This window comes from Nonomuraea sp. NPDC049750, from assembly GCF_040659625.1.
Lineage (GTDB): Bacteria > Actinomycetota > Actinomycetes > Streptosporangiales > Streptosporangiaceae > Nonomuraea.
In genome coordinates, this window is record NZ_JBFANB010000001.1 from 718,386 (window position 1) to 741,683 (window position 23,298).

Genomic DNA, 23,298 nt, shown 5'->3' on the forward strand with positions numbered 1-23,298 from the left:
TGTAACAGCTTGGAGGTCAACGATGTCCACCCGGCATCAAGACAGCGAGTCGCTGATCCCTCAGCCGCCACTGACCACCGCCCCCCTCAGGGCAGCAGTTGCCCAGATCGCTCCGGCCTACCTCAGCCAGTTTGTCGACCACCTCGACCAGGCGACAGAGCAGGCGGCACGACAGAGCACGGTGGCACCTCTGCAGAACGTCTTGCAGCAATGGGGTGAGTTCGTGGCGATTCAGCGCCATCCCCCCGTCCCCTACGGGCACTGTCGCGAGGCCTTCCTCGACGAGCCACGAGGACATGCCATGAGCGATATTCTCCGTGCATGGGACGTGATGAACGTGGTGTGACTCCTCAGAATGAGGACTTCTCGGCCTGGTACAACGAGCTGGTTGCCAAGGCGCAGCTCGTTGACAGGGGACCCGCCAAGGGCACCATGGTCATCCGACCGTACGGTTATCGCCTGTGGGAGCTCATCCAGGGGGAACTTGATCGCCGGATCAAGGACACCGGTCATGAGAATGCTTACTTCCCTCTGCTGATCCCGGAGAGCTACCTCCGGCGAGAGGCCGATCACGTCGAGGGATTCTCCCCTGAGCTCGCCGTTGTCACTCACGCTGGCGGTAAGGAGCTTGAAGAGCCGCTGGTCGTTCGGCCCACGTCAGAGACGATCATCGGCGAGATGATGGCCAAGTGGGTCTCATCCCATCGAGACCTTCCGCTCCTGCTGAATCAGTGGGCCAACGTCGTGCGCTGGGAATTGCGGCCCCGCATGTTCCTGCGCACGACGGAATTCCTCTGGCAAGAGGGTCACACAGCACACGCCGACGAGGCGGACGCCATGCGCGAGACGATGCTGGCGCTCGATCTCTACACAGAGGTTGCGCGGGACATCGCGGCGATCCCCGTAGTACCTGGTGAGAAGACAGCCGGGGAGCGGTTCGCCGGCGCCGTCCGCACCTTCACCATCGAGGGCATGATGAGGGACGGAAAGGCGCTCCAAGCTGGAACCTCCCACTACATGGGCACGAATTTCGCCAAAGCCTTCGACATTCAGTACACCTCCGAAGCTGGTCGTCTCGAACTGTGTCACACCACCTCATGGGGCATGTCAACGAGAATGATCGGCGGGGTCATCATGACCCACGGCGATGACAAGGGCCTGGTCCTCCCACCCAGACTTGCCCCCTATCAAGTGGTAATCGTGCCGATTGGACGTGGCGATCAGGGCGCGCAGACCTCGGCCGCGGCGCTGGAGCTTGCAGGGCGGCTTAAGGCGGCCGGTATACGCACCCATGTCGATGATCGCGCACAGCTTTCGCCTGGCTTCCGGTTCAATGAGTGGGAGCTGCGCGGCGTTCCCATCCGGCTGGAACTCGGTCCGCGTGATCTTGAGTCTGGCACTGTGGTGATGGCCAAGAGGCTTGGCGACGAGGGCAAACAGAGCATCTCGCTGTCTTCTGCGCCGGAGCTCATTCCTGGCGTACTGGAAGATTTCCAAGCCTTCCTTCTTCAGCGGGCTACCGAATACCGCGACAGTCACACCATGAGGGTGGACACCTGGGACTCCTTCACGGAGGCCGTAGCGTCGGGATGGGCGTTGGTGTTGCACTGCGGCAGTCCCGCGTGTGAGGACGACATCAAGGCCAAGGTCGCAGCAACTCCGCGCTGCATTCCGCTCGACGGTGCTTCAGAGACCGGATGGTGCGTGCATTGCGGTGAAGCATCTGCGTATGGCAAGCGTGTCATCTTTGGGCGGGCTTACTGATCACGGCTACCACGATGCTCCGTGAGCCGGGGCTGAGGAACGAAGTCCCGGATCGGCGATCGCCCCCGACCCCGTACGCTGGCTGGCCACAGCCAGGCGATCGTAGTGCTGCATTTGGGCGGCGGCGCGTCCATGGTCGGCGGGTGAGGCATGGTGCGGCGAGCGCTGTGTACGGCGGGCGGCCCTGAGTCCCGCCGCCGTTCGGGACCGGCGCCCACGCCGCACGCCCGGACGGCGGGCGGCGGGCCGTGCGGTGGCGCGGAGGGCCGCCGCCTTGATCTTCGCGGGTCCCGATGACGGCCCGATCCGCAACACCAACTTCAACCGTCGCGTCTGGGCAAAGGCGCTCCAGAACGCGGGCGCGCCGAAGATCCACTTTCACGACCTGCGGCATACGGGCAACACGCTGGCGGCCAACGCGGGCGTGTCCATCCGAGACCTGATGACCCGCATGAGCCACTCCAGCACCCGCGCCGCGATCATCTACCAGCACTCCACCGATGAGCGCCAACGAGAGGTGGCCCAGAAGCTCAACGACCTTGCACGCGGCGCACTCGACAAGCCAACGGGCACGCAACGGGCACGGGACCAGAAATAGCCCTCAGAAAGATCAGAAGCCCAGGCCGCCGACCTGGGCTTTTGTAAGAAGCGAAAGATCGGCTAGGAGTGTCAAGCGTCAAGTGAGACCAGACAAGGGCTGGCTGCATGGTGATCTTTCTTAGGCCGCCTTGATCGCCTCTCTTGATGTGTGCTCCATCCCCGTAGAGGATGCGGTTGGGGTGAGCGTCTAAGGCGACACGGGGAGCGCATCATCAACGTAGTTGAGATCTTGGTGTCATTCGCTTGGGTTGTGCCTGCCGCGATAATGGTCTGGCTCGTGGGGTCCGGTCGAATGATCAGCGAAAAGGGCCGCTTGAGACGACCTGATCCGGATCGGATCGCTGATGTGGCTGTTCCCATCGACGTGCAGCATGTTGTTCGCACGCTGATCGTGTCGGGGCAACGTATTGCCGCCATCAAAGAGATCCGCCGAGCGACTGGGCTCCCTCTCGAGCCTGCCATGGATGTGGTCGAGGCGCTTCGTCGTGGAATTGAGTTGCCCCCAGCGGCTGACCACAGTGATTGACCACATCAGCGTCCGACAACCGCTGACGCAGTGAAGATGGCCGCTAAGTACTCAAGATGAAAGGGCTCAACGTATGTCCGCCTTCTGAGGCATCACTTTCCGCGTCAGTGCTACGCCGACAAGCACGATGGCCATCCCAGCTATGACCGGGATGGTGAGAGGTTCGTGCAGGACGGCTGCTCCCAGGATGACGACCACGACCGGGGAGCAGGTACGTGACGACGGATGCCGTTGTGCCTTCGTCGGCGAGCAGGCGGTAATTGAGGACGTAGGCGATGCCAGTGCCAAGGATTCCCAGGACGATGATTGCGGCCAGCACATCACATCTGGGTGCATTTGCTTGGAAGCCGCCCATAAAAGGCGCAGTGAGCACGAGCGCCGCGATCATCTACCAGCACTCCACTGACGAACGTCAGCGTGAGGTGGCCCAGAAGCTCGACGACCTCGCACGCGGGGCGCGTGACAAGCCATCGGGCACGCAACGGGCACGGGACCCTGAATAGCCCTTAGAAAGATCGAAAGCCCATGCAGTTGACCTGGGCTTTCGTATGAGTGGAGCCTAGGAGATTCGAACTCCTGACTTCCTGCTTGCAAAGCAGGCGCTCTGCCAACTGAGCTAAGGCCCCTCGACGTGACGAAGATAGCTTACCGGCCCCCGACACCCATCTGCTGCCTACTCGGGTCTTCGCTCAAGATCAAGCCTGGGAAGTCGGCGATCGAGTCCAGGATGTGTGTGGCGCCTCCCTTGAGGAGTCGCTCCCGGCTGTGGACGCCGGTCATCACGCCGGCCACGATCGAGGCGCCGGCTCGGCGGCCGCAGAGCATGTCGCTTTCCGAGTCGCCGATGACCGCCACCTGTCGTACGTCCTCGATGCCGAGGCGGAGTATGGCGTGCAGGACCATGTCGGGCCAGGGGCGGCCACGGCCGCCGGCGTCTTCGGGGCAGATGGCGAGGTCGATCTTGTCGTGCCAGCCGAGGACGCTGAGGACGCGGCTCAGGGTGACGCGGCTGAAGCCGGTGATCAGGGCCAGTTTCAGGCCGGAGCCGCGGAGCTTGTCGAGGACCTCGATGACTCCGGGCATGGGAACGAGACCTGCTCGGTCGAGCGCACCCTCGTATGAGCGCTCGAACGTCAGGTTCGCCGCCTGAGCCTGGGCCTCGTTGCCGGGGAAGATCCCTCGGAAGACATCGATCTTGGGACAGCCCCGGGACCGGTGCACGTGCACCATGGCACGCGCGTACGCGCCGGTCCCGGGGACGATGCCCTGAGTGGCTATCGCCTCGGCGAAAGCCCGCTCGACCATGGCGATGTCACCGACTGTTGTGCCGGCCAGGTCCAGGCACGCCAGCTTTATCTGGACGACGTCATTCATCGCCTCGCCAGGTCGGTTAGTTCTCGCTGCCGGTGGCCTCGGTCCAGAGATCGAGCTCGGCGCGGTCGGCCTGCACCTTGCGCCAGACCAGCAGCCCCCCAAGGGCGATCAGCGCCAGAACGACAAGCTTCTTCACGGTGTGACCCCACTTCTTCGACGGCCTCACCTGCCGGGGTGAGACCCAACGGTTGACATGCAGCCTAGCAAGGGATGGCTGCGGTCCTTGTGTTGTGCACGAACCAGATGTACCGGATGTGCAAAGAACGAATGAACAACCCCAGGTGGGGCCGGTTATCCCGTCCCATCTCGGACACCAGGTAGATCATGTCAAACCGTAGCGGTTGCGGGTGGCCCAGCTCACGGCCGGGCCCATCGCGGCGCCGGCCGCCACGAACAGGCCGCCGACCAGCAGCCACCCCAGCGTGCCCCCGCCGATGACGAGGGTGGTGAGAACGACCGGGCCGAGCATCCTGGCCACCGCCATCCCGGTCCCGAAGAAGCCCTGGTACTGGCCCTGCTTGTCCGCCGGTGCCAGGGCGAAGCCGATCTCCCAGGCGCCCGCCCCGAGCAGCATCTCGCCGTACGCCTGGAGCCCAGACGCGGCGAGCAGGATCAGCCCGGCGAGCCAGGCCGACGAGCCGATGGCCGACATCGCGAACACCGCGCAGGCCGCCAGCATGACCAGGCCCGCGTACCGCACCGATCGGGAGGCGTCGGCCAGGCCCCTGACCCGACGCGCGATCCGTACCTGGAAGAGCAGCACGCTCACCGTGTTGACCAGGAGCAGGGCCGAGACCAGCCAGGTCGGTGCCGTGGTGCGCTGGACGATCCAGAGGGGGACGATCAGGCTGAGCAGCGGCATGTAGAAGAGCATGATCGCGTTGATCAGCGTGATCACCGCGTACGGCCGGTCCCTTAGCACGGCCAGCTTCGGCCCGGCAGCGGCGGGGACCGGGGCGACGGCGGGCAGCCGGAGCAGAAGGAGGGCGGCGGCCAGGAAGCTGACCGCGTCCACCGCGAACACGGCCAGGTACGCCTCCCGGGTGTCCACGTGCAGCGCGAATCCGCCCAAAGCGGCGCCGATCGCGAGGCCGCCGTTGATCGTGGACTGGAGTACGGCCCGGACCTCGGTGCGTTTGCCCGGCTCGATCAGTCCCGCCAGCAGCGCCTGGCGGGCCGCGGACAGGCCGGTCTGCGCGGTGCCGTATAGGCAGGCGGCCAGGACGAACAGCGCGAACGACCGCACGAACAGGAACGACATGACCGCGACGGCGGTCGACAGGGCCAGGAGGACGGCCACTCCGCGCGGCCCGCGGCGGTCGGCCAGGTGGCCGAGGGGGACGCCCGCGACGGTGCCGACGGCCCAGCCCAGCGTGAGCCCTAAGCCGATCTCCGTCGCCGACAGGCCGACGATCCTGGCGAAATAGAGCGCCGAGGTGACCAGGTAGGCACCGTCGCCGATCGAGTTCGCCAGCTGCGCCTGTACGAGGAGCCCTCTGCTCGACCCCCAGCTCGACCGTCTGCTCGCTGTTATGGGTCCCGTCGTGGGTTCCGGAGTGGGTCCCGTCGTAGTCATCGTCGCAGGTCCCGTCGCGGTAAGAGTGGCACCGGTGGTCAGCCCTTGTAGGACTCGGGGGTCATGCGGGTGGCCACGCCCATCCGGTTCCAGGCGTTGATCGTGGCGACGGCCACCACCAGGGCGGCGAGTTCCTGGTCGTCGAAGTGTTCGGCGGCCCGCTGCCAGATCTCATCGGTGATGTCGTCGGTCGAGAGCCTGGTGGCGGCCTCGGTGAAGGCCAGGGCGGCGCGTTCCTGGTCGGTGAAGAAGGGGGCCTCCTGCCACACGGCCACGGCGTGCAGCCTGGCGTCGCTCTCGCCCGCCTGCTTGGCGTCGCCGCTGTGCATGTCCACGCAGTAGACGCAGCCGTTGATCTGGCTGGCGCGCAGGCGTACCAGCTCCAGCAAGGGTGCGGGCAGGGTGCTGTGCCGGACGTACCGGTCTAGGCCGGCCATGGCTTTGTAGGCTTCTCCGGCGAGTTCGCCGAGGTTCATGCGCTCTGTCATGGCTCCAACCTAAGACTCATCTTGTCCCGATATAAGCTCCAATTTTCGGGTAAATGATTGGGCCAAGATGGATGTCCATGTAAGCCTTCATGGCCGGGGTGACCTGGCCGCACAGGTCTACCGGCAGCTGCTGGACGCGATCCTCGACGGCCGGCTCAGATCGGGCGAACGCCTGCCGCCGACCCGCGAGCTGGCCAGACGGCTGGAGATCTCCCGGAACACGGTCGCGGTCGCCTACGACCGGCTGGTGGCCGACGGCTTCCTCGTCGGCCGGGCGGGCGCGGGCACGTTCGTCTCGGCGGAGCGGGTACGCACCAGGGCGGCGCCCCAGGGGGTCGTACGGCCCCGCGCCATCTGGCGGTCCGTGGCCGCCGACTCACCAGCCGCCGGTCACGAGTACGACTTCCGCGTGGGCGTGCCCGATCCCCGGCTGTTCCCGATGGAGACGTGGCGCAGGCTGGTGGCCCGTGAGCTCCGTACCAGCCTCGCCGGATATGCCGACCCCTCCGGCCACGAAGCCCTAAGGGACGCTATAGCCCGACATATTGGCATCAGCCGCTCCGTACGAGCCGGCGCCGACGACGTCCTGATCACCAACGGCGCCCAGCAGGCGCTCGACCTCGTCGGCCGGGTGCTCATCGACCCCGGCGCCTGCGTGGCGGTCGAGGAGCCGGGCTACCCGCCCGCGCGCCGGCTGTTCCGCTCGCTGGGCGCCCGCGTCGTCGGAGTCCCGGTGGACGGCGAGGGCATCGACGTGACCGCCATCCCCAACGCCGCCCGGCTGGTGTATGTCACCCCGTCCCACCAGTTCCCGCTCGGCACTCCGATGTCGCTGGCTCGGCGCGCCGCGCTGCTGGCCTGGGCGGAGCGGCGGCGTGGCGTGATCGTCGAGGACGATTACGACAGTGAGTTCCGCTTCGGCGACCGGCCGCTGGAGCCGCTCCAGAGCCTGGACCGGGCGGGGCGGGTCATCTACATCGGCTCCTTCTCCAAGACGCTGCTGCCCATGCTGCGCCTCGGCTTCCTGGTGGCCCCCGCTTCGCTCATGCCCGCGCTGCGCGCCGCCAGGCAGCTGAGCGACTGCCACGGCGAGCTGTCCACGCAGGCCGCGCTGGCCCGCTTCATCGACGAGGGCCTGCTGGCCAGACACATCAGGAAGGCCACCCGCGAGTACGCCGCCCGCCACGCCCTCGTCGTCGACGCCCTCGCCGGTGACGACCGCCTGCGTCTGGTCCCCTCGGTCGCGGGGCTGCACCTGTGCGCCCGCTTCTCCCCCGGAGTGTCCGTACGCCCGGTTCCCCGGCTGGCCCTGGAACGGCTTGACGCCTACTGCGGTGAGAGCCCCGCCCAGCAGGGCCTGGTTCTGGGGTACGGCGCGATCCAGCAAGCCGAGATCCCCTCGGGCCTGAGCGTCCTGAAGGAAGCCCTGGGCTAACGACCGTCTCGATCCCTGTGACGGTCTGTGGGGGCTGGGGTCCTTATTGGGAGATACCCCCTTCGGGGGACCGGGGGACCCAGGAGGTCGGGGACCCAGGGGACCCGAGGGGGTCGGTCCGGGGGTCGGAGGGATCGGGGACCCGGGGGAACCGGGGTCGACGGACCTGGGGGTCCGGGGGTCCGAACGGTCCGGGGGTCCGGGAGCCGGAGGTCCGGGAGTCGGAGGTCCGGGAGTCGGAGGTCCGGGAGTCGGAGGTCCGGGAGTCGGAGAGAGGAGAAACGGACACCCGACCCAGCTAGATGTGCTTGCGGCTCCAGAACCGTCGCGTGCGCTCCCCCGGCAGGTGCGGCTCGTCCGGCGGTGTCGGCTGCCGGACGATCACGACCGTCGTCTTGGCGTGCCGAGCGCAGTACATGCTCGTCGAAGGCAGGAACAACCGGCTGATCATCCCCCGCTTCCCCCGCCCCAGCACCAGTAGATCGCCCTCACGGGCCAGGTCGACGAGGTGATAGCCGGGGTCACCGACCCGGCCGACCACCGCCGTGGTGAGGTCAGCGGGCAGCCCACCGGCCACGTCGTCGAACACGCCCGCGATCACCTCGTTGCACCGCGCCTCCTCCCCCGCCTTCATGGCGTGCTGCACGGGCAGCGCCTCGGGGAAGGGGTGTACCGGGGCCCGGCTGACGTGGACGGCGATCAGCGCCATCCGATGCAGCCGCGCGGCCCCGATGGCCCACGCCAGTGCCCAGCGCGAGGCCGGGGACTCGTCCACCCCCACGATCAGCCTCGCTCCGCCGGGCAGGTCCTGATCCACCGCGACCCTCCTCGAAGAGGTACTCGACCATAGTGCGCCTCCGGCCCGGTTACCGGGAGGTGGCACTTTGCGAACTCTGGAGTCGTTCGCGATCCCCGGCGTAGCATGCGTGGGTGGAACGTGGGTGGGTGCAACCCCGTCCCGCCCTCGACCGGCGGCTCGACGGGGCGCTGACGCACAGGCTCACCACTTTGGTGGCCACCACGGGCTACGGCAAGTCGATCGCGCTGACGAGTTGGAGTGAGGCGGTCGGCGCGGTGCTCCACCGACTGGGGCCCGCCGATCGCGACCTCACCACGCTGGCCGGCGCGCTGGTCGCGGCCCTCGCGGAGGTGGTTCCGGACCTACCCGCCGAGCTCGCCGCCGCCGCCGAGTCCCCGCTCGGGCCGGACGCCGACGAGTTGTCCAGGGCGGCGGCGCTGGCGGGCGCGCTGGCCGAGGCGCTGGCGGGGCGGCTGCGACGGGGGCTCGCCTTAGTCTTCGACGGCATCGAGACGATCATCGGCGCGGCCGGCTCCGTACGCTATGTCGAGACCCTGGTCCGGGCCGCCCCGCGTCACCTGCACGTGGTCACCGCCTCGCGGGCGCCGCTGCCGTTCCCCACCGCCCGCCTTCGCCAGGACCATGAGGTGCTCGACCTCGACGCGACCGACCTCGCGCTCACGATCGGCGAGACCACGGCCTGGGCGCGCGAGCGGCTGGGCGAGCCTGGGGCGGCGATCGCCGCCACGCTGCATGACGCCTGCGGCGGCTGGCCCGCCGCCGTGCGGGCCGCGCTCGACGCGCTCGCCCGCACCGATCCGGCCGCCTGGCCGGGTACGGCCGCGGGCCTGGCCGCCACCTCCGCCACGCTGGAGCGGCTCACGCTGTCGGCGTTCAATGACCTGCCCGCGGCGATGCGCGAGCTGCTGCGGGCGGCGACCGTGCTGCCCGTGCTCACCGACGACCTCGCCGCCGCGCTCGGCGCCCCGCCCGACACGCTGGCCTCGCTGACCAGCCGGGGCCTGTTCCTGGAGGCCGGCCACGACGGACACCGGTCCGGGGCCGCCTCGACGGGCACCCACCGCGCGGCCGACGGACACCAGCCGGCCGGGACAGGCAACCACCCCACGGTCGGCGAGCACCGGCCGACCCTGCCCACCGGCGCGCACCGGCCGACTCTCCCCAGCGGATACCGGCTGACCGCCACCAGCGCCCACGTACTGGCCGCGCACGCGCCGCTCGACCGGCACGAGGCCCACGACACGGCCGCCGTCGCCGCCCGCTGGTACGTCGAGCACGACCAGCCCGAGCTGGCCCTGCGCGCCGCGGTCGCCACCCGGCACAGCACGCTCGTCACCTCGCTGCTCGGCACGCACGGCCTGCGCCTGGCCGAGCGCGGCGATGACGTGGTGGCGGCGCTCGCCCTGCTGCCCGAGCCGATCCGGCAGTCGCCGGCGATGCAGCGGCTCGCGGGCATCGCCGAGCAGAATCGCGGCGACTGGACCCGAGCGCGCGACCTGCTCGCCCGCGCGGCGGCGACCTCGGTGTTCGACGCGTTCCTGGCCAGGCGGCTCGGCCTCATCGACCACCTGCGTGGCGACCTCGACTCGGCCATCGCCATCTACACCAAGGGCTTCGAGTACGGGCTGCCGCCGGCCGACGCGGCGATGTGCGCGGCCTCCACCGCGTCGGTGCTCTGGCTGAAGGGCGACCGGGCGGGCTGCGCCGAGCTGGCGGACCGGGCGCTGGAGCTGGCCAGCGCGCTGGGCGATCCGGGAGCCCTGGCCGCGGCCAACACCGTGCAGGCCATGCTCGCCTCGCTCGACGGCGATCGGCGGGCCAACGACGCCTATTACCTGCGCGCGCTGGAGTACGCCGAGCGGGCCGGGGACGTCGTCCAGCTCATCCGCATCCGCGCCAATCGCGCCTCCTGTCACCTCGACGAGGCCGCCTACACCAGGGCGCTGGCGGAGGTCGAGATCGCGGCCAGGCTGTCGGATCTGGTGTCGTTCGCCCCGTACGCCGCGCTGAACATCGCCAACCGGGCCAAGGCGCTGATCGGGCTCGGCCGGCTGGAGGAGGCGGCGATCGACGCCGCGGACGCGGCGGCCAGGTGGGAGGCGATGGGGTCGCGGTTCGTCGGCTATGGGCTGATCCGGCTGGCCGACATCCAGGTGCTGCGCGGCGACCGCAGGTCGGCGATGGCCATCTACCGGCGGATCATCGCGGACGCCGGCGCGTCCGGCGAGGTTCAGGAGCTGTCCAACGCCCTGAACAAACTGGCCGTCCTGCTCACGGACGACGATCCCGATGAGGCGGCCCGCGTGGCCGCGCGGGCGCTGAAGCACGCGGAAGGCATCGCCGGGGTGGACGCCAGGCTGGTCGCGGCCCGTGTCGCGCTGGCCGCCGGGCGGTACGACGAGGCCAGGGTGCTGCTGTCGGAGGCCGAGTCCGTCGCCGTGCGGCGCAGGGATCACGCGGCGCGGGCCGCGATGGTGGAGCTGCGCGCCGAGCTCGACGGCGACTCCCGGCTGGCCGACGAGGCGGTGCGTCAGTGGTCGGCGCTCGGCGATCCGATCGGCCGGGCCAGGGCCGAGCTGGTCAGGGCCGCGCTGGGCGACGCGGTGCCCGGCAGGGAGATCGCGCATCAGGTCAGGAGCCGCATGCACGCGATCGGCTGCCGGGCGCTCGATGCCCGGATCGACGCGCTGGTCGGCCGGTTCACGCCGGTGGCGGAGGCGCGCGTGCGGGTCGAGACCATGGGAACGTTCCGAGTCCTGCGCGGCGCGGTGCCCGTCGCCCGCACCGCCTGGCAGTCGCGCAAGGCCCGCGATCTGCTGAAGATCCTGGTCAGCCGCCGGGGCGCGGCGATCGGCAGGGAGCGGCTGGTGGAGATCCTCTGGCCGGAGCAGCAGGGCGACGCGGTCGGGCTGAAGCGGCTGAACGTGATGGTGTCGACGCTGCGAGCGGTGCTCGATCCGGATCATGTACGTCCGGCGGACGAGTTCGTCGTCTCCGACGAGGGCGCGCTACGGCTCGATCTGGCCAACGTGGACGTCGATGTGGAGGGCTTCCTCGATCTGGTGGGCTCGGCCGGGCAACTGGATCAGGCGGGCCGGGCGGCGGAGGCGCTGGCGCGGTGGGCGGAGGCCGAGGCGTCCTACGGGGGCGACTTCTGCGAGGAGGATCCGTACGCCGACTGGGCCGTGGGGCTGCGGGAGGAGGCGAGGCTGGCGTACGTGCGGGCGGCGGCCAGGCTCGCGACGGCACGGGCGGGCGAGGGGCGGCACGACGAGGCGGCTCGCTACTGGCTGCGCCTGCTCGAACGCGACCGCTACGACGAGCGCGCCCACCTCGGCCTGGTGCGGGTGCTGGACTCGGCGGGCCGGCGCGGCGACGCGCGGCGGCGCTACGCCCTGTACGCCGAGCGGATGCGCGAGCTGGAGGTCGAGCCCGCGCCCTACCCCACCTGAGCGGCCCCTCTCCAACCCACCTGAACCTGGCCTGAACCGGTCGGGGAGATGGTGCCGAAATGAGGACGGTCATCGTACGGCTGGTCGAGCCTGAGCAGTCCGGCGGCCAGCTCCGCGGGCTGCTCGAAGAAGTCGGTGGCGAACCGGTGCCGTTCAGCGGGAGCGAGGCGATCGTCGACCTGCTGCTCTCCGCCGCCGGTTTGACCCGAGATCAGCCCTGAACCTCCCGCGAACCTCGCTCACCATCATCGAGGGTGAGAGGAGGCACGATGAGCGAGCAGCTGGGGAGCAGATGGCCGTTCGTCGGGCGAGGGGGCCAGCTGGCGACCATACGGGGGGCACTGCGGTCGCGGGCGGGCGTGATGATCGCCGGAGACGCGGGGGTGGGCAAGAGCAGGCTGGCGGCGCAGGCGCTGTCCGGCCTGGAGGGGTACGGGGTGGTTCGGGCGCTGGGTACGGAGACGGCGGCGGCGATCCCGTTCGGCGCGTTCGCCCACGCGCTGACCGAACCGCCCAGCAGCGGGGAGAACCTGCTGCGCTGGGCCGCGCGACACTTGGGCATCAGCGCGGGACGGGACGAGCTGCTGGTGAGCGTGGACGACGCGCACCGACTCGACGCCGCCTCGGCGGCGCTGGTGCACCACCTGGCGGAGAGCGGCGCCGCGAGGTTACTGGTCACGGTGCGCAGCGGTGAGCCGCTGCCCGCGCCGGTCGCCGCGCTGTGGAAGGACGAGCTGCTCCGCCGGGTCGAGCTGCCGCCCCTGACCGTGGCCGAGGTCGGGGAGGTGCTGGAGGGGGCGCTCGGCGGGGAGGTGGCCGGACAGACCGTCAGGCACCTGGCCAGGGTCAGCGAGGGGAACGTGCTCTACCTGCGCGAGGTCGTGCACGCCGGCCGTACCTCGGGATGTCTGACCGAGACCGACGGGCAGTGGCGCTGGCAGGGCGAGCTGTCGATGACCACCCGGCTGCGCGAGCTGGTCGACGCCAGGATCGGGCACCTCGATCAGGAGGAGCGGGAGGTGCTGGAGCTGGTGGCGTTCGGCGAGCCGCTCGGCACCGATCTGCTGGTCTCGCTCACCTCACCGATCGCGGTGGAGCGAGTCGAGGACCGCGGGCTGATCGTGGCCGTACGCGACGTGCAGCGGGAGCATCTGCGGCTCGGCCACCCCCTCTATGGCGAGGTGGTACGCGGCGGCTGCGGCACGCTGCGGACCCGGCGGCGGCTGCGGATGCTCGCCGAGGCGCTGGAGGCGAGCGGGCTGCGGCGGCGCGAGGACGTGCTGCGCGCGGCGGTGTGGCGGCTCGACAGCGGCTCGACCACCGATCCGGACATGCTGCTCGTCGCCGCGCGGCTGGCCTGGGCCAGGCAGGATCCCCGTCTGGCCGCGCGGCTGGCCAGGGCGGCGATGGACGCGGGACCGAGCGTGGCCGCGGTCGCGCTGCTCGGCGAGTCGCTCATGGTGCTCGGCGACGCCGACGCCGCGCTGACGGCGCTGCGGCAGACGGCACCGGCGGTGGTCACCGAGAGCGAGCGCGCGCAGCACGCCATCAGCCTGGGTCTCAACCACGCCTGGGCGGGCTCGCTCACCGAGGCGTGCCGGGTGCTCGGCGAGGCGGCTCGTACACTCACCGACTCGGCCTGGCAGCAGGAGGCGCACATCTACCTCGGCGTGGCCGAGTTCTGGGCGGGGCGCACCACCCGAGCCGTCGAGTCGCTCGAACGGGCTCGCGCGTGCACGCCGATCACCGTGCGCGGCGCGGCGCACCTGGCCGCGCTCGACTCGTGGACCAGCGCCTACTCGGGACGGACCGAGCACACCATCGCGGTCGTCGAGCAGGCCCTGGCCGGGGTGGACGGCTGGGGGGACGAGACGCCGCACGCGCTGCCGACGATGCTCGACGCGCGCTGCGCGGCCGAGACGTTCGCCGGGCGGCTGGACGCGGCGGAGCGCACCGCCGATTACGGCATGGAGCTGGCCGCCGCCGAGCTGTCGGTCTCCGGGTTCGGGGCGTTCCGCGCGCTGGTCAGCAGGCTGCGGGGCGACGCCGAGGGCGCCGTGCGCTGGAGCCGCGACGACGCCGCCGGGCTGTACGACCGCTCGCCGTACCGGGGGCGGTGCCTGGCCGAGCAGGCGCACGCTTTGGCGCTGCTGGGCAGGACGGCGGAGGCGCGCGACCTGCAGGCCGAGGCCGAGGAGCTGGCCTCCCGATGGGCGTTCACCCGCTATCCGACGCTGCAGGCCGCGGTGTGGGTGGCGGCGGCCAGCGGGGACCTGGACGAGGCGGTACGCCTGTGCCTGACGGCGGCCGACGCCGCGGAGAAGCACGAGCAGTCGGGGCATCTGATGTTCGCGCTGCACGATCTGGTGCGGCTGGGGGTTCCCGCGCTGGCCGCTGACCGCCTGTCCGCGCTGGCCGAACGGGTGGACGGGCACCTCGCCGGGCTCCTGGCCCGGCACGCGCGGGCCACCGGCGACCCCGACGAGCTGCGTGCGGTGGCGGCCGGGTTCGAGCGGCTCGGGATGATCCTGTACGCCGCCGAGGCCACCGCCCAGGAGTCCGCCGCCTACCGCGCGATGGGCAGGGGCGCTCTGGCCAAGGGGGCGCAGACCAGGGCGTGGTCGCTGGCCAGGCGCTGCCCGGGGGTGTCGACGCCCGCGCTGGTCGAGCTGGCCACGCCCGAGCTGACGCCGCGCCAGCGGGAGATCGTCCAGCTCGCGGCGGCCGGCCTGACGAACCGGCAGATCGCCGCCCGGCTCACCGTCTCCACCCGGACGGCCGCGAACCACCTGCAGGCCGTGTACGAGAAGCTCGGCGTCAACGACCGTGCGGAGGTGGGCCGGTTGCTCGCCTCTCTCTGAGCGGGCGTTACTCGCCGCCCTCTGAGTGGGCGTTGCCCGGCTCGCTCGGAGCGGTGTTGCCCGGCTCGCTCTGAGCGGGCCGGGGCTCGCTAGACCAGTGCCAGCAGGCCGTCGTGGAACAGCGCGCGCTCGTGCTCAGTGATCGCGCCGTACGGCTCGGCGGCCCGCCGGTTGGTCTCCCGTTCGATCCGGTCGCGCAGCGGCCCCGGCCCGAGCACGATGATCTCGGCGGCGGTGAGGCCGGCGGCCCGCCAGGCGGCGGCGTGCGAGTCGGCGCGGTGGTAGCGCAGCGCGGCGAGCCGGTTGAACAGCAGCACACCCGTCGGCGTGCCCACCGGTTCGTACGGCGGCGCCATCGCGGCGAAGGCGCCCAGATCCGTCGTGGCGCCCTGCGCGTCACCAGGATCCGCTCCAGCCGCGCCGATCACCCGTCCGGCAAGGTCGGCGAGCGTCTTGAGGTCGCGGCCCGCCCAGATCCGCTCGGTGGTGGCGGCGTGCACGGCGTAGAGGCCGTCGATGAACGCCAGCGCCTTGGCCGTCGCCCGCAGCGCGCCGTCACCGTCCTCCTCCAGCATGCCCAGGTCCAGGTGGTCCTGGATCTCGGCGTCGAGCTCGGCCGCGTCGCCGTACCGGTAGATCGTGGCGAGCGAGCGGCGGCTCAGCGGGCGGAGGGGGAGCGTGAAACGCAGGTCGATCAGGAAGCCGGGCAGCAGTCCCGCGTCCTGCGCGCGAGCCGAGGCATGCACGTTCACGTGGACCGCGCCGATGACGGGACCCATGGTCGCCGCATAATCCGCCAGGTCATGTAATTTCGGCATTGAGCGCCATTATGCCGGGGAAGAAGCGGTCGTGTCGGCCGATGGCGCGGCCAGTGGCTCCGCATCGGTCGGCGTGGCCCCGAGTCGGTCGGCGGCGCACGCCGCCGGTTGCTTCGCGTTGATCGGCGAGGCGCGCTCACTCACGCGACATGATCTCGTAGAGGTTGCGGACCGCGTCGGTGAAGAACAGCCCGCGCGGGCAGAGCGGGTGGTCGATCCGTCCGTTGTCGGGGGTCGCGGGGTGGTTCCCGTACGGCACGCCGCGCTCCTGGATGCGGGCCAGGATCGCGTCGAACGTGGCCGGATCGACGTCGAACCCGAAGTGATGCCCCTCAGGATTCTCGACGGTCATGTAGTCGAGCGTGAGCCGCTCATCGACCCGCACGGGGGCGAAGTGCCCGCGGGCCCCTGTGGGTGGCAGACGCTCGAGCCCCATGATGTCGGCGAAGAAGTCGGCTTCCCGGTTGTTGTCGGCGGCGGAGACGATCGTGTGATTGAGGGACACGGTCATGCCGACTCCTTCTCCTCGATGGCTCCGTGCAGGAACACCTCGACCAACTGGCCGGTGGACAGGACGGCCGACCGGGCGAACAGCAGGCCCAGGAAGATCTTGCTCACCTGCGCGGCGGGCAGCCGCAGCGCCGCCTCGTCCGGTTCGAGCAAGTCGGCGATCGAGTCCCCGATCAGCTCCATGGACGCCTCCCGGCTGCCCGGCTGCGGGCGGCCGCGCCGCTCGCCGCTCCGGTGGCCGCTGGAATGCAGGGCTCCGGCCACGGCGCCCATCCGCTCCAGGTGGGCGCGGAGCGCGTCGGCCGCATCGGTGAGCCGGTCGGCCAGCGGCTGGTCGAGCGGGATGGAGGCGAGCTCCGTGACCACGCGGTCGGTCCGCATCGCCTCGACCATGCAGGCGTCGAGCAACTCGTCCTTGTCGGCGAACACACGGAAGACGGTGGCCTCACCGATGCCCGCCGCTCTGGCGATCTTGCTGGTGGTGACGGCGGTGCCGTACTCGGCCACCAGAGGGAGGGCGGCGGCGATGATCATCGCGCGGCGCTCCTCCGGGCTCATTCCCGGCGCCCTGCGCCGGACTGGTTTCTCACTCATGCGGACCACGGTACGGAGTGAATACTCACTCCGTCAAGAGCGGAGTGAGTATTCACTCCGATGCTTGATCGCGGGGCGGCCAACGGCCGTGGCATGATGACGGCACTGTGACCGCCGGTCTGCCCTTCCGCCTCGCCCGCACCTCGGCCTTCGCCGCGGTGTGCCTCGGGCTGGGCGTCGCGGCGCACGCGTTCGGCGGCGGCACTGTCGGAGCGCCGGCCATGGGCATCGCGCTGGGGCTGTCGTTCGCGGCGGCCTTCCCGCTGTCGGGGCGCGAGCGCACCGTAGGCGCGATCCTGCCGCTGCTCGGCGGCCTCCAGGTGGTCATGCACCTGCTGTTCTCACTGGCCCACGCCGTCTCGCCGATCGCGGCGATCGGTCACGCGCACTCGGGCCTGGTGCCGGGTCTTGGCATGCTGGTCGCGCACGGCTGGGCGATCGGGCTGACCGCCCTGTGGCTGGCGCGCGGCGAGGCCCTGCTCTGGGGGCTGCTGCGCCATCTGGCCGTACGGCTGCTGGTCGTGCTGCTGCCCGTCATCCGGGCGCCGTTCCAAGCTCCGTGTACGGCGGAGCCACCGGTCTTCCGCTCGGCCGTGCTGCGGCACGTGGTCTCCGGGCGGGGTCCGCCGATGGTCGTCGAAACCAGCTAACCCCCGTTTCGATGACCACGCCCGGCAGGGCGCGCTTCGGCGTGCCGTACCGGGTGGAGAAAGGCATTCCCTCATGTTCTCTCGCCATGCCCTGCTGCTCGCCGCCGCCACTGCCTTCGCGCTCACGGGCTGCGGCTCCGCGCAGGTCGCCGCCGTACCGGCCAAGCAGTCCCCCGCTGCCGCCGAGCAGTCCCCCGCCGTGGCCCTCACCATCACCGACCCCTGGGTGAAGACCGCGAAGAAGGGGATGAGCGCCGCCTTCGGCACGCTGGTCAACAACACCGACGCCGAGGTGACAATCGTCTCCGGCGCCTCGCCGCTGTCCCCGAAGATCGAGCTGCACGAGGTCGTGGAGTCCGGCGGCAAGATGATCATGCGGCCAAAGGAGGGCGGCTTCGTCATCCCCGCGCACGGCACGCACGAGCTGCGGCCCGGCGGCGACCACATCATGCTGATGGGCGTCGCGCAGGAGGTGCTGCCGGGCGCCCGGATCCCGTTCACGCTCACCGTCAAGGGCGGCGAGCAGCTGGAGTTCACCGCGATCGGCAAGGACTTCGCCGGTGGCAAGGAGGACTACCAGCCCGGCATGGGCCACAAGTGATCAGCCGCCGGGGTCTCATCGCCGGAGGGGCTCTGACGGCCGTCGGTGCCCTGACCGCAGCCCCCGCGCAAGCCACTGTCGAGCCCTTTCATGGGCCCCACCAGGCCGGGATCGCGACGCCTCCGCAGGCGTACGCCGTCTTCGTCGGCCTCGACCTGTCGCCGGACAGCGACAAGGAGGCCGTCGTACGGCTCCTCCAGCTGCTGACCGACGACGCGCGCCGCCTCACCCAGGGGCGGCCCGCGCTGGCCGACACCGAGCCCGAGCTGGCCGCGACGGCCGCCCGGCTGACGATCACGTTCGGCTTCGGTCCGGGGCTGTTCGCGGCGGTGAAGGCGGAGTCGCCGGTGGCTCCGCTGCCGTCGTTCACGATCGACAAGCTGGACAAGCGGTGGAGCGGCGGCGACCTGATGGTGCAGATCTGCGCGGACGACGGGGTCACCGTCGCCCACGCGTTGCGGATGATCGTCAAGGACGCCCGCGCGTTCGCCAAGGTCCGCTGGATCCAGCGCGGCTTCCAGAGCGCGACGCGGCGCAACCTGATGGGCCAGGTCGACGGCACGATCCAGCCCGCCGACCTGGACCGGGCCGTGTGGATCTCCCAAGGACCCGCGTGGCTGCGCGGCGGCACCACCCTGGTGCTGCGGCGCATCCGCATGAGCCTGGAGTCATGGGACGCGGCCGACCGGGTGGCCAGGGAGTTCACGATCGGCCGCCGTCTCGACACGGGCGCCCCGCTGACCGGCCGGGCGGAACGCGACGAGGCGGACTACCGCCAGGTGAACAAGCTCGGCTTCCCGATCATCTCCGAGTACGCCCACATCAGGCGGGCGCACGTCACGGACCCGGGACTGCGTATCCTGCGCCGTCCCTACAACTATGACGAAGGGCTCACTCCGGACGGCGAATCGGACTCCGGGCTGCTGTTCGCTTCCTACCAGGCGGACATCGACCGGCAGTTCGTTCCCATCCAGCGCAACCTGGCCAAGGGCGACCTGCTGAACGAGTGGATCACACCCGTCGGCTCGGCTGTCTTCGCCATCCCACCGGGCTGCGCACCCGAGGGCTGGATCGGAGACAGCCTGCTCAGCTGAGCTCCCGGCCTGCTCAACCGAACTCGGGCGGACTCAGCCGAACTCCCGGCCGGGCAGGCACGAGGGCGGGCGGCCCGAGGCGGGCCAGACGTAGTCCAGGTCGTCGGGCTCGTCGCCGAACAGCGGCCGGTAGAAGCCGGGCGCCTTGCGCAGCAGGGCGGAGCGGTGGCTGAGATGGAAACCGGCGTCGCCCAGCCACGGCGGCAGCTCGCCGTCCGCCTCCAGGCATACCTGGGAGCGGACGGCGGTGCTGCCGCAGCGCTCGGCCAACTCCCTGGTCAGAGTGTCGGCACAGGTGTCGGCGCGGCCGGTGGCGCACCACCGGCCGCACACGTCGATCCCGTATCGCACCAGCGCCTCCTCGTAACCCGCCCACATGCGCACCGCCGGGTGGTGCCGCCAGCCGTAGCCGGGGATCGTCAGGGCGCGCAGGATCTGCAGGGCCTCGACCCGCTGCTTACCCAGCCGCAGCGGGTCGAGGACCGCCGCGGTGCGCGCGAAGTCGGGATAAGGCAGGAACGTCTGCACGGCTGCCCCGTGGTCGCCTCATGCCCACCGGCTACCCATGGCGGCTCGCGATCAACCTAGAGTGGAGCCGTGCTTCCCGACCTGATCAAGCAGCTCGCCGAGTCGGACCTGCCGCGCCACCACTGGCGCGGCGACGACGAGCGCGGCGGCCTATGGCTGTTCGAGACCGTCGAGGGCGAAGGCGAGCACTGGGCGGTCAGGCAGATCGAGATCGGACCCGACCGCGCCGCGCACCGCTACTGGTGGCGGCATCTCCAGGACGAGCACGGCTTCCTCACCGAGCAGGCCGTGGAGATCTGGGAGCTGACCGAGATCACCGGAGCCGCCTTCGAGGCCGTGTGGGAGGCGGCCGGGTAACACCCGTGCCGGACGGCAACCGGATGACGCAAGAGGCGGCCGGGTGACACAAGAGGTAGCCGAGTGACACCCGTGTGTCGATGGACCGGCCGCCCGCCCACGCTCACAATCGGGCTATGCCTGAAGGTTATGTGGGTGCCAGGACGCCCCGCCGCGAGGATGCCCGGCTGCTGACCGGCCGCGCCCGCTACGTCGCGAACGTACGGCTGCCCGGCATGGCGTACGCGGTCGTCGTCCGCAGCCCCATCGCCCACGGGCGGCTGGTGAGCTGGGACGCCAAGGAGGCGTGGACGATCGACGGGATGCTCGACGTCATCACGCCGGGCGATGCCGCCGCGGTCCGGCTGCCCTGCGTCACCCTGAGCCCCGGCCAGCCCGTCACCTCCTACCTGGCGCTCGACGAGGCGATCCGCTACGTGGGCCAGCCGCTCGCCGTGGTGGTCGCCCGGACGCCGGAGGCCGCCAGGGACGCGGCCGACCTGCTCGACCTCGGCTACGAGGCGCTGCCCCCGGTGATCGGGATCGAGCGGGCGCTGGCCGATGACGCCCCGCTGCTGTACCCGGACTGGGGCGGCAACGTGCTGACCGACTTCACGCTCGGCGACCAGGACTGCGACGCGGTCATCGCGGGGGCCGCGCACGTGGTGGAGATGACGTTCACGTTCGGCCGGGCCACGCCGTACCCGCTGGAGCCGCGCGGCATCGTCGCCGACTTCGCCGACGGCGAGCTGACCGTGCGGACCTCGACGCAGGCCCCGCACCACGTACGCGAGCAGGCCGCGGACGCGCTCGGGCTCACCCACGACCGGGTACGCGTGGTGACCGGCGACGCCGGTGGGGGTTTCGGGGGAAAGGAGCACCTGTATCCGGATGAAGTGCTCATCTGCCTGGCCGCCATGCGCCTGGGCCGCCCGGTGAGCTGGACGGAGTCGCCCACCGACCGCCTCGCCGCGACCCTGCCCTCGCGGGCCGCCGTACACCGGGCCCGCTTGGCGCTCGACGCGGACGGGCGCTTCGTCGCGCTGCACGCCGACGTCGTCGGCGACCTCGGCGGCCACCCATCGAACGTCGGCATCTCGCCGTTCGCGGTGACCGCCACGCTGCTGCCCGGCCCCTACCGCTTCGACCGGGCGGGGGTACGGCTGCGCGCCGTCGTCACGACGACCACCCCGACCGGCTCCTACCGCGGCTTCGGTCAGCCGGAGGCCACCTGGACCAGGGAGCGGCTGATCGACGAGGCGGCCAGACGGCTCGGCGCCGACCCGGTGGAGCTGCGGCTGCGCAACATGCTCGGCCCCGACGAGCTCCCCTGTACGTCCCGGACCGGGCAGGCGTACGACTCCGGCGACTATCCCCGAGCCCTGCGTACCCTGCGCGACCTGGTCACTCCCCCGGCCCGTGACGACGGGCGCAGGCGCGGCGTCGGCTACTCCTGCCATGTGGAGGGCACCGGGCTCGGCTCGTCGATGGGCATGAAGGCCATGGGCATGCTGGCCGGGGGCTTCGAGACCGCGATCCTGCGCATGGAGCAGGACGCCTCGGTCGTCGTCTCGTCGGGTGTGTCGGGGGTCGGGCAGGGCATCGAGACGGCGCTGTCCCAGATCGCGGCGGACCGGGTGGGGGTGCCGCTCGACCGGGTACGCGTGGTGCTGGGCGACACCTCGGCCACGCCGTACTCCTCGATCGGGTCGATCGCCAGCCGCTCGCTCGCGGTGGGCGGCGGCGCGCTGGCCCTGGCCGGGGACCGGCTGCGGGAGAAGATCGTGGCCATCGCCGCCCATCGGCTGGAGGCGGCGCCGGCCGACCTGGAGATCGTCGACTCCGTCGTACGCGTCAAGGGGGATCCGCAGGCGTCGCTGACGTTGCGGGAGATCGCCACGTCGGCGTGGCGGGGCTGGGACCTGCCCGAGGGGGCCGCGCCCGGGCTGGAGGAGCGGGTCTCCTACGATCCGGCCGACATGACCTACGCCTACGGGGCGCACGCGGCGGCGGTCGCGGTCGATCCGGAGACGGGAGCGGTCGAGGTCGAGGGTTACTGGGCGGTCAACGACTCCGGTGTGCTGGTCAACCCGGCGATCGTGGAGGGCCAGGTTCTCGGCGGGATCGCGCAGGGGATCGGCATGGCGCTGACGGAGGAGATCGTCTACACCGAGGAGGGACAGCCGATCGCCGAGTACCTGCTGCCGACCACCCGGGAGATCCCCGACATCCAGCTCGCGACGCTGGAGGTGCCCTCGCCGCGCACGCCGGGCGGCATGAAGGGCGCCGGGGAGTCGGGGACGATCGGCCCGCCGGCGGCCATCGGCAACGCGGTCGCCGCCGCGCTTCCGGAGATCGCCGGCCGCGTCACCGGAACGCCGTTGACCCCGGCCGTCTTGTGGGCTCTACTCTCTGGATGACCTACGCCCGATATGTCGCCCTCGGTGACAGCCAGACGGAGGGCCTCGGCGACGGTGACGACGTCCGGGGCCACCGCGGCTGGGCCGATCGGCTCGCCGAGCAGCTGGCCGCCGCGAACCCCGACGTCCAGTACGCCAATCTGGGCGTTCGCGGGCGCCTGGCCGGGCAGATCCGCGACGAGCAGCTCGGCCCGGCACTGCGGCTGCGGCCCGACCTGGCCACGGTGATGGCCGGGATGAACGACCTCGTCCGGCCCGGCTTCGACGCCGCCGCGGTCGCCTCGGCGCTGGAGGAGATGTTCGAGCGGCTCACCGCGTCCGGCGCGTGTGTGGTGACCGTGACCTTCCCCGACATCGGCAAGATCGCCCCGCTGGCCCGGCGGCTGGTCCCCCGCGTGCTCGACATCAATGACCGGATCAAGGCCGCCGCCGCCCGCCACGGTGTCATCGTCGTCGACACCTTCCCGCACTCCTTCACCACCGACGCCAGGATGTGGAGCAGCGACCGGCTGCACGCCAGTCCGCTGGGTCATGCCAGGATCGCCGCCGCCATCGCTCACGCCATCGGGCTGCCCGGCAGCGACGACACCTGGTCTGTCCCGCTCACCCCGCTCCCCCCGGCCGCGCGCTGGCGGGTGGCCGGGGCCGAGGTGCGCTGGGTCGCCAGCTTCGCCGGGCCCTGGATCTACCGGCGCCTGCGCGGCCGGTCCTCGGGGGACGGGCGCGTCGCCAAACGCCCCGAGCTCGGCCCGGTGCCGCCACCTCCCATGTGACCCGCCGCGACCGGGGCACCTGGGAGCAGGGCGGGGCCGCCGAACCCTGCAGACCGGCGCCTACCGGTGAATCGGTAG

23 protein-coding genes and 1 tRNA gene are annotated in these 23,298 nt (G+C 71.0%); 14 read left to right on the plus strand and 10 right to left on the minus strand.

Annotation, left to right across the window (positions count from 1 at the left end; translation table 11 throughout):
* Positions 1 to 22 precede the first annotated feature (22 nt).
* From AB0J16_RS03470 to AB0J16_RS03485, 4 genes are all read left to right on the plus strand, one after another.
* Entirely contained in the window at positions 23 to 346 is a 324-nt protein-coding gene (locus tag AB0J16_RS03470) for a hypothetical protein (protein ID WP_358534239.1), read from the plus strand.
* Positions 322 to 1,764, plus strand: coding sequence for a proline--tRNA ligase (gene proS / locus AB0J16_RS03475; RefSeq protein ID WP_358534241.1), 1,443 nt, complete (start codon positions 322 to 324; stop codon positions 1,762 to 1,764). The genes AB0J16_RS03470 and proS overlap by 25 nt, the downstream gene beginning before the upstream one ends.
* 274 nt (positions 1,765 to 2,038) lie before the next feature.
* Positions 2,039 to 2,362 carry a tyrosine-type recombinase/integrase gene (locus AB0J16_RS03480; RefSeq protein ID WP_358534243.1) on the plus strand — a complete coding sequence of 108 codons (324 nt, stop codon included), beginning with the start codon at positions 2,039 to 2,041 and terminating at the stop codon, positions 2,360 to 2,362.
* Between the two features lie 294 nt (positions 2,363 to 2,656).
* Positions 2,657 to 2,890 carry a hypothetical protein gene (locus AB0J16_RS03485; RefSeq protein ID WP_358534245.1) on the plus strand — a complete coding sequence of 78 codons (234 nt, stop codon included), beginning with the start codon at positions 2,657 to 2,659 and terminating at the stop codon, positions 2,888 to 2,890.
* 553 nt (positions 2,891 to 3,443) lie between these two features.
* On the opposite strand, the gene AB0J16_RS03490 is transcribed toward AB0J16_RS03485, so the two are convergent.
* The 5 genes from AB0J16_RS03490 to AB0J16_RS03510 all read right to left on the minus strand — a co-directional run bounded on the left by AB0J16_RS03490 (position 3,444) and on the right by AB0J16_RS03510 (position 6,328).
* A tRNA-Ala gene (locus AB0J16_RS03490) sits at positions 3,444 to 3,516 on the minus strand.
* 19 nt (positions 3,517 to 3,535) lie between these two features.
* Positions 3,536 to 4,264, minus strand: a complete 729-nt coding sequence (locus tag AB0J16_RS03495; RefSeq protein WP_358534247.1) for an HAD-IA family hydrolase — start codon at positions 4,262 to 4,264, stop codon at positions 3,536 to 3,538.
* 16 nt (positions 4,265 to 4,280) lie between these two features.
* Entirely contained in the window at positions 4,281 to 4,400 is a 120-nt protein-coding gene (locus tag AB0J16_RS03500) for a DLW-39 family protein (protein WP_214635294.1), read from the minus strand.
* Positions 4,401 to 4,586: 186 nt separating this feature from the next.
* Positions 4,587 to 5,840 carry an MFS transporter gene (locus AB0J16_RS03505; RefSeq protein WP_358534249.1) on the minus strand — a complete coding sequence of 418 codons (1,254 nt, stop codon included), beginning with the start codon at positions 5,838 to 5,840 and terminating at the stop codon, positions 4,587 to 4,589.
* 38 nt (positions 5,841 to 5,878) lie between these two features.
* Positions 5,879 to 6,328 (minus strand): carboxymuconolactone decarboxylase family protein, encoded by a 450-nt coding sequence (locus tag AB0J16_RS03510; RefSeq protein WP_358534251.1) that lies wholly within the window; start codon positions 6,326 to 6,328, stop codon positions 5,879 to 5,881.
* A gap of 67 nt (positions 6,329 to 6,395) precedes the next feature.
* Between AB0J16_RS03510 and AB0J16_RS03515 the strand changes: the two genes are divergently transcribed.
* Positions 6,396 to 7,763 carry a PLP-dependent aminotransferase family protein gene (locus AB0J16_RS03515; RefSeq protein ID WP_358534253.1) on the plus strand — a complete coding sequence of 456 codons (1,368 nt, stop codon included), beginning with the start codon at positions 6,396 to 6,398 and terminating at the stop codon, positions 7,761 to 7,763.
* A 298-nt stretch (positions 7,764 to 8,061) separates the two neighbouring features.
* Here the strand turns inward: AB0J16_RS03515 and AB0J16_RS03520 are convergent, their stop codons facing one another.
* Positions 8,062 to 8,580 (minus strand): universal stress protein, encoded by a 519-nt coding sequence (locus AB0J16_RS03520; RefSeq protein ID WP_358534255.1) that lies wholly within the window; start codon positions 8,578 to 8,580, stop codon positions 8,062 to 8,064.
* Positions 8,581 to 8,693: 113 nt separating this feature from the next.
* Between AB0J16_RS03520 and AB0J16_RS03525 the strand changes: the two genes are divergently transcribed.
* The 3 genes from AB0J16_RS03525 to AB0J16_RS03535 are packed head-to-tail and all read left to right on the plus strand — an operon-like array spanning position 8,694 to position 14,896.
* Positions 8,694 to 12,035 carry a BTAD domain-containing putative transcriptional regulator gene (locus AB0J16_RS03525; RefSeq protein ID WP_358534257.1) on the plus strand — a complete coding sequence of 1,114 codons (3,342 nt, stop codon included), beginning with the start codon at positions 8,694 to 8,696 and terminating at the stop codon, positions 12,033 to 12,035.
* 59 nt (positions 12,036 to 12,094) lie between these two features.
* Positions 12,095 to 12,256, plus strand: a complete 162-nt coding sequence (locus AB0J16_RS03530) for a hypothetical protein (protein WP_358430534.1) — start codon at positions 12,095 to 12,097, stop codon at positions 12,254 to 12,256.
* Positions 12,257 to 12,304: 48 nt separating this feature from the next.
* Positions 12,305 to 14,896: a LuxR C-terminal-related transcriptional regulator gene (locus AB0J16_RS03535; protein WP_358534259.1), complete on the plus strand. Its 2,592-nt coding sequence runs from the start codon at positions 12,305 to 12,307 to the stop codon at positions 14,894 to 14,896.
* A gap of 89 nt (positions 14,897 to 14,985) precedes the next feature.
* Here the strand turns inward: AB0J16_RS03535 and AB0J16_RS03540 are convergent, their stop codons facing one another.
* The 3 genes from AB0J16_RS03540 to AB0J16_RS03550 all read right to left on the minus strand — a co-directional run bounded on the left by AB0J16_RS03540 (position 14,986) and on the right by AB0J16_RS03550 (position 16,818).
* Entirely contained in the window at positions 14,986 to 15,714 is a 729-nt protein-coding gene (locus AB0J16_RS03540) for a hypothetical protein (RefSeq protein ID WP_358534261.1), read from the minus strand.
* A 136-nt stretch (positions 15,715 to 15,850) separates the two neighbouring features.
* A complete protein-coding gene (locus tag AB0J16_RS03545; RefSeq protein WP_358534263.1) occupies positions 15,851 to 16,225 on the minus strand; it encodes a VOC family protein in 375 nt (124 codons plus the stop codon).
* Positions 16,222 to 16,818: a TetR/AcrR family transcriptional regulator gene (locus tag AB0J16_RS03550; protein WP_358534265.1), complete on the minus strand. Its 597-nt coding sequence runs from the start codon at positions 16,816 to 16,818 to the stop codon at positions 16,222 to 16,224. The genes AB0J16_RS03545 and AB0J16_RS03550 overlap by 4 nt, the downstream gene beginning before the upstream one ends.
* 107 nt (positions 16,819 to 16,925) lie before the next feature.
* Here AB0J16_RS03550 and AB0J16_RS03555 point away from each other — a divergent pair, with 107 nt between their 5' ends.
* From AB0J16_RS03555 to AB0J16_RS03565, 3 genes are all read left to right on the plus strand, one after another.
* Positions 16,926 to 17,468, plus strand: coding sequence for an MFS transporter (locus AB0J16_RS03555; RefSeq protein ID WP_358534267.1), 543 nt, complete (start codon positions 16,926 to 16,928; stop codon positions 17,466 to 17,468).
* Between the two features lie 73 nt (positions 17,469 to 17,541).
* Positions 17,542 to 18,069: a copper chaperone PCu(A)C gene (locus tag AB0J16_RS03560; protein WP_358534269.1), complete on the plus strand. Its 528-nt coding sequence runs from the start codon at positions 17,542 to 17,544 to the stop codon at positions 18,067 to 18,069.
* Positions 18,066 to 19,163 carry a Dyp-type peroxidase gene (locus AB0J16_RS03565; RefSeq protein ID WP_358534271.1) on the plus strand — a complete coding sequence of 366 codons (1,098 nt, stop codon included), beginning with the start codon at positions 18,066 to 18,068 and terminating at the stop codon, positions 19,161 to 19,163. The genes AB0J16_RS03560 and AB0J16_RS03565 overlap by 4 nt, the downstream gene beginning before the upstream one ends.
* A gap of 33 nt (positions 19,164 to 19,196) precedes the next feature.
* Here AB0J16_RS03565 and AB0J16_RS03570 read toward each other — a convergent pair whose 3' ends face one another.
* Entirely contained in the window at positions 19,197 to 19,691 is a 495-nt protein-coding gene (locus tag AB0J16_RS03570; RefSeq protein WP_358534273.1) for an MSMEG_6728 family protein, read from the minus strand.
* Positions 19,692 to 19,760: 69 nt separating this feature from the next.
* Here AB0J16_RS03570 and AB0J16_RS03575 point away from each other — a divergent pair, with 69 nt between their 5' ends.
* The 3 genes from AB0J16_RS03575 (at position 19,761) to AB0J16_RS03585 (ending at position 23,220) form a co-directional block, all read left to right on the plus strand.
* The gene (locus AB0J16_RS03575) at positions 19,761 to 20,048 is read left to right on the plus strand and encodes a hypothetical protein (RefSeq protein WP_358534275.1); all 288 of its coding nucleotides are present in this window, start codon (positions 19,761 to 19,763) and stop codon (positions 20,046 to 20,048) included.
* A 116-nt stretch (positions 20,049 to 20,164) separates the two neighbouring features.
* Entirely contained in the window at positions 20,165 to 22,447 is a 2,283-nt protein-coding gene (locus tag AB0J16_RS03580) for a xanthine dehydrogenase family protein molybdopterin-binding subunit (protein WP_358534277.1), read from the plus strand.
* Entirely contained in the window at positions 22,444 to 23,220 is a 777-nt protein-coding gene (locus tag AB0J16_RS03585) for an SGNH/GDSL hydrolase family protein (protein WP_358534279.1), read from the plus strand. Before AB0J16_RS03580 ends, AB0J16_RS03585 begins: the two co-directional genes overlap by 4 nt.
* Positions 23,221 to 23,298: the final 78 nt, after the last annotated feature.

Excerpts from the sequence above, each read along its gene's own strand:
- AB0J16_RS03470 (WP_358534239.1), top strand. The coding sequence starts at position 23 with ATGTCCACCCGGCATCAAGACAGCGAGTCGCTGATCCCTCAGCCGCCA.
- proS (WP_358534241.1), top strand. The coding sequence starts at position 322 with ATGGGACGTGATGAACGTGGTGTGACTCCTCAGAATGAGGACTTCTCG.
- AB0J16_RS03485 (WP_358534245.1), top strand. The coding sequence starts at position 2,657 with ATGATCAGCGAAAAGGGCCGCTTGAGACGACCTGATCCGGATCGGATC.
- AB0J16_RS03495 (WP_358534247.1), bottom strand. The coding sequence starts at position 4,264 with ATGAATGACGTCGTCCAGATAAAGCTGGCGTGCCTGGACCTGGCCGGC.
- AB0J16_RS03505 (WP_358534249.1), bottom strand. The coding sequence starts at position 5,840 with ATGACTACGACGGGACCCACTCCGGAACCCACGACGGGACCCATAACA.
- AB0J16_RS03510 (WP_358534251.1), bottom strand. The coding sequence starts at position 6,328 with ATGACAGAGCGCATGAACCTCGGCGAACTCGCCGGAGAAGCCTACAAA.
- AB0J16_RS03515 (WP_358534253.1), top strand. The coding sequence starts at position 6,396 with ATGGATGTCCATGTAAGCCTTCATGGCCGGGGTGACCTGGCCGCACAG.
- AB0J16_RS03530 (WP_358430534.1), top strand. The coding sequence starts at position 12,095 with ATGAGGACGGTCATCGTACGGCTGGTCGAGCCTGAGCAGTCCGGCGGC.
- AB0J16_RS03535 (WP_358534259.1), top strand. The coding sequence starts at position 12,305 with ATGAGCGAGCAGCTGGGGAGCAGATGGCCGTTCGTCGGGCGAGGGGGC.
- AB0J16_RS03540 (WP_358534261.1), bottom strand. The coding sequence starts at position 15,714 with ATGCCGAAATTACATGACCTGGCGGATTATGCGGCGACCATGGGTCCC.
- AB0J16_RS03545 (WP_358534263.1), bottom strand. The coding sequence starts at position 16,225 with ATGACCGTGTCCCTCAATCACACGATCGTCTCCGCCGCCGACAACAAC.
- AB0J16_RS03550 (WP_358534265.1), bottom strand. The coding sequence starts at position 16,818 with ATGAGTGAGAAACCAGTCCGGCGCAGGGCGCCGGGAATGAGCCCGGAG.
- AB0J16_RS03560 (WP_358534269.1), top strand. The coding sequence starts at position 17,542 with ATGTTCTCTCGCCATGCCCTGCTGCTCGCCGCCGCCACTGCCTTCGCG.
- AB0J16_RS03580 (WP_358534277.1), top strand. The coding sequence starts at position 20,165 with ATGCCTGAAGGTTATGTGGGTGCCAGGACGCCCCGCCGCGAGGATGCC.
- AB0J16_RS03585 (WP_358534279.1), top strand. The coding sequence starts at position 22,444 with ATGACCTACGCCCGATATGTCGCCCTCGGTGACAGCCAGACGGAGGGC.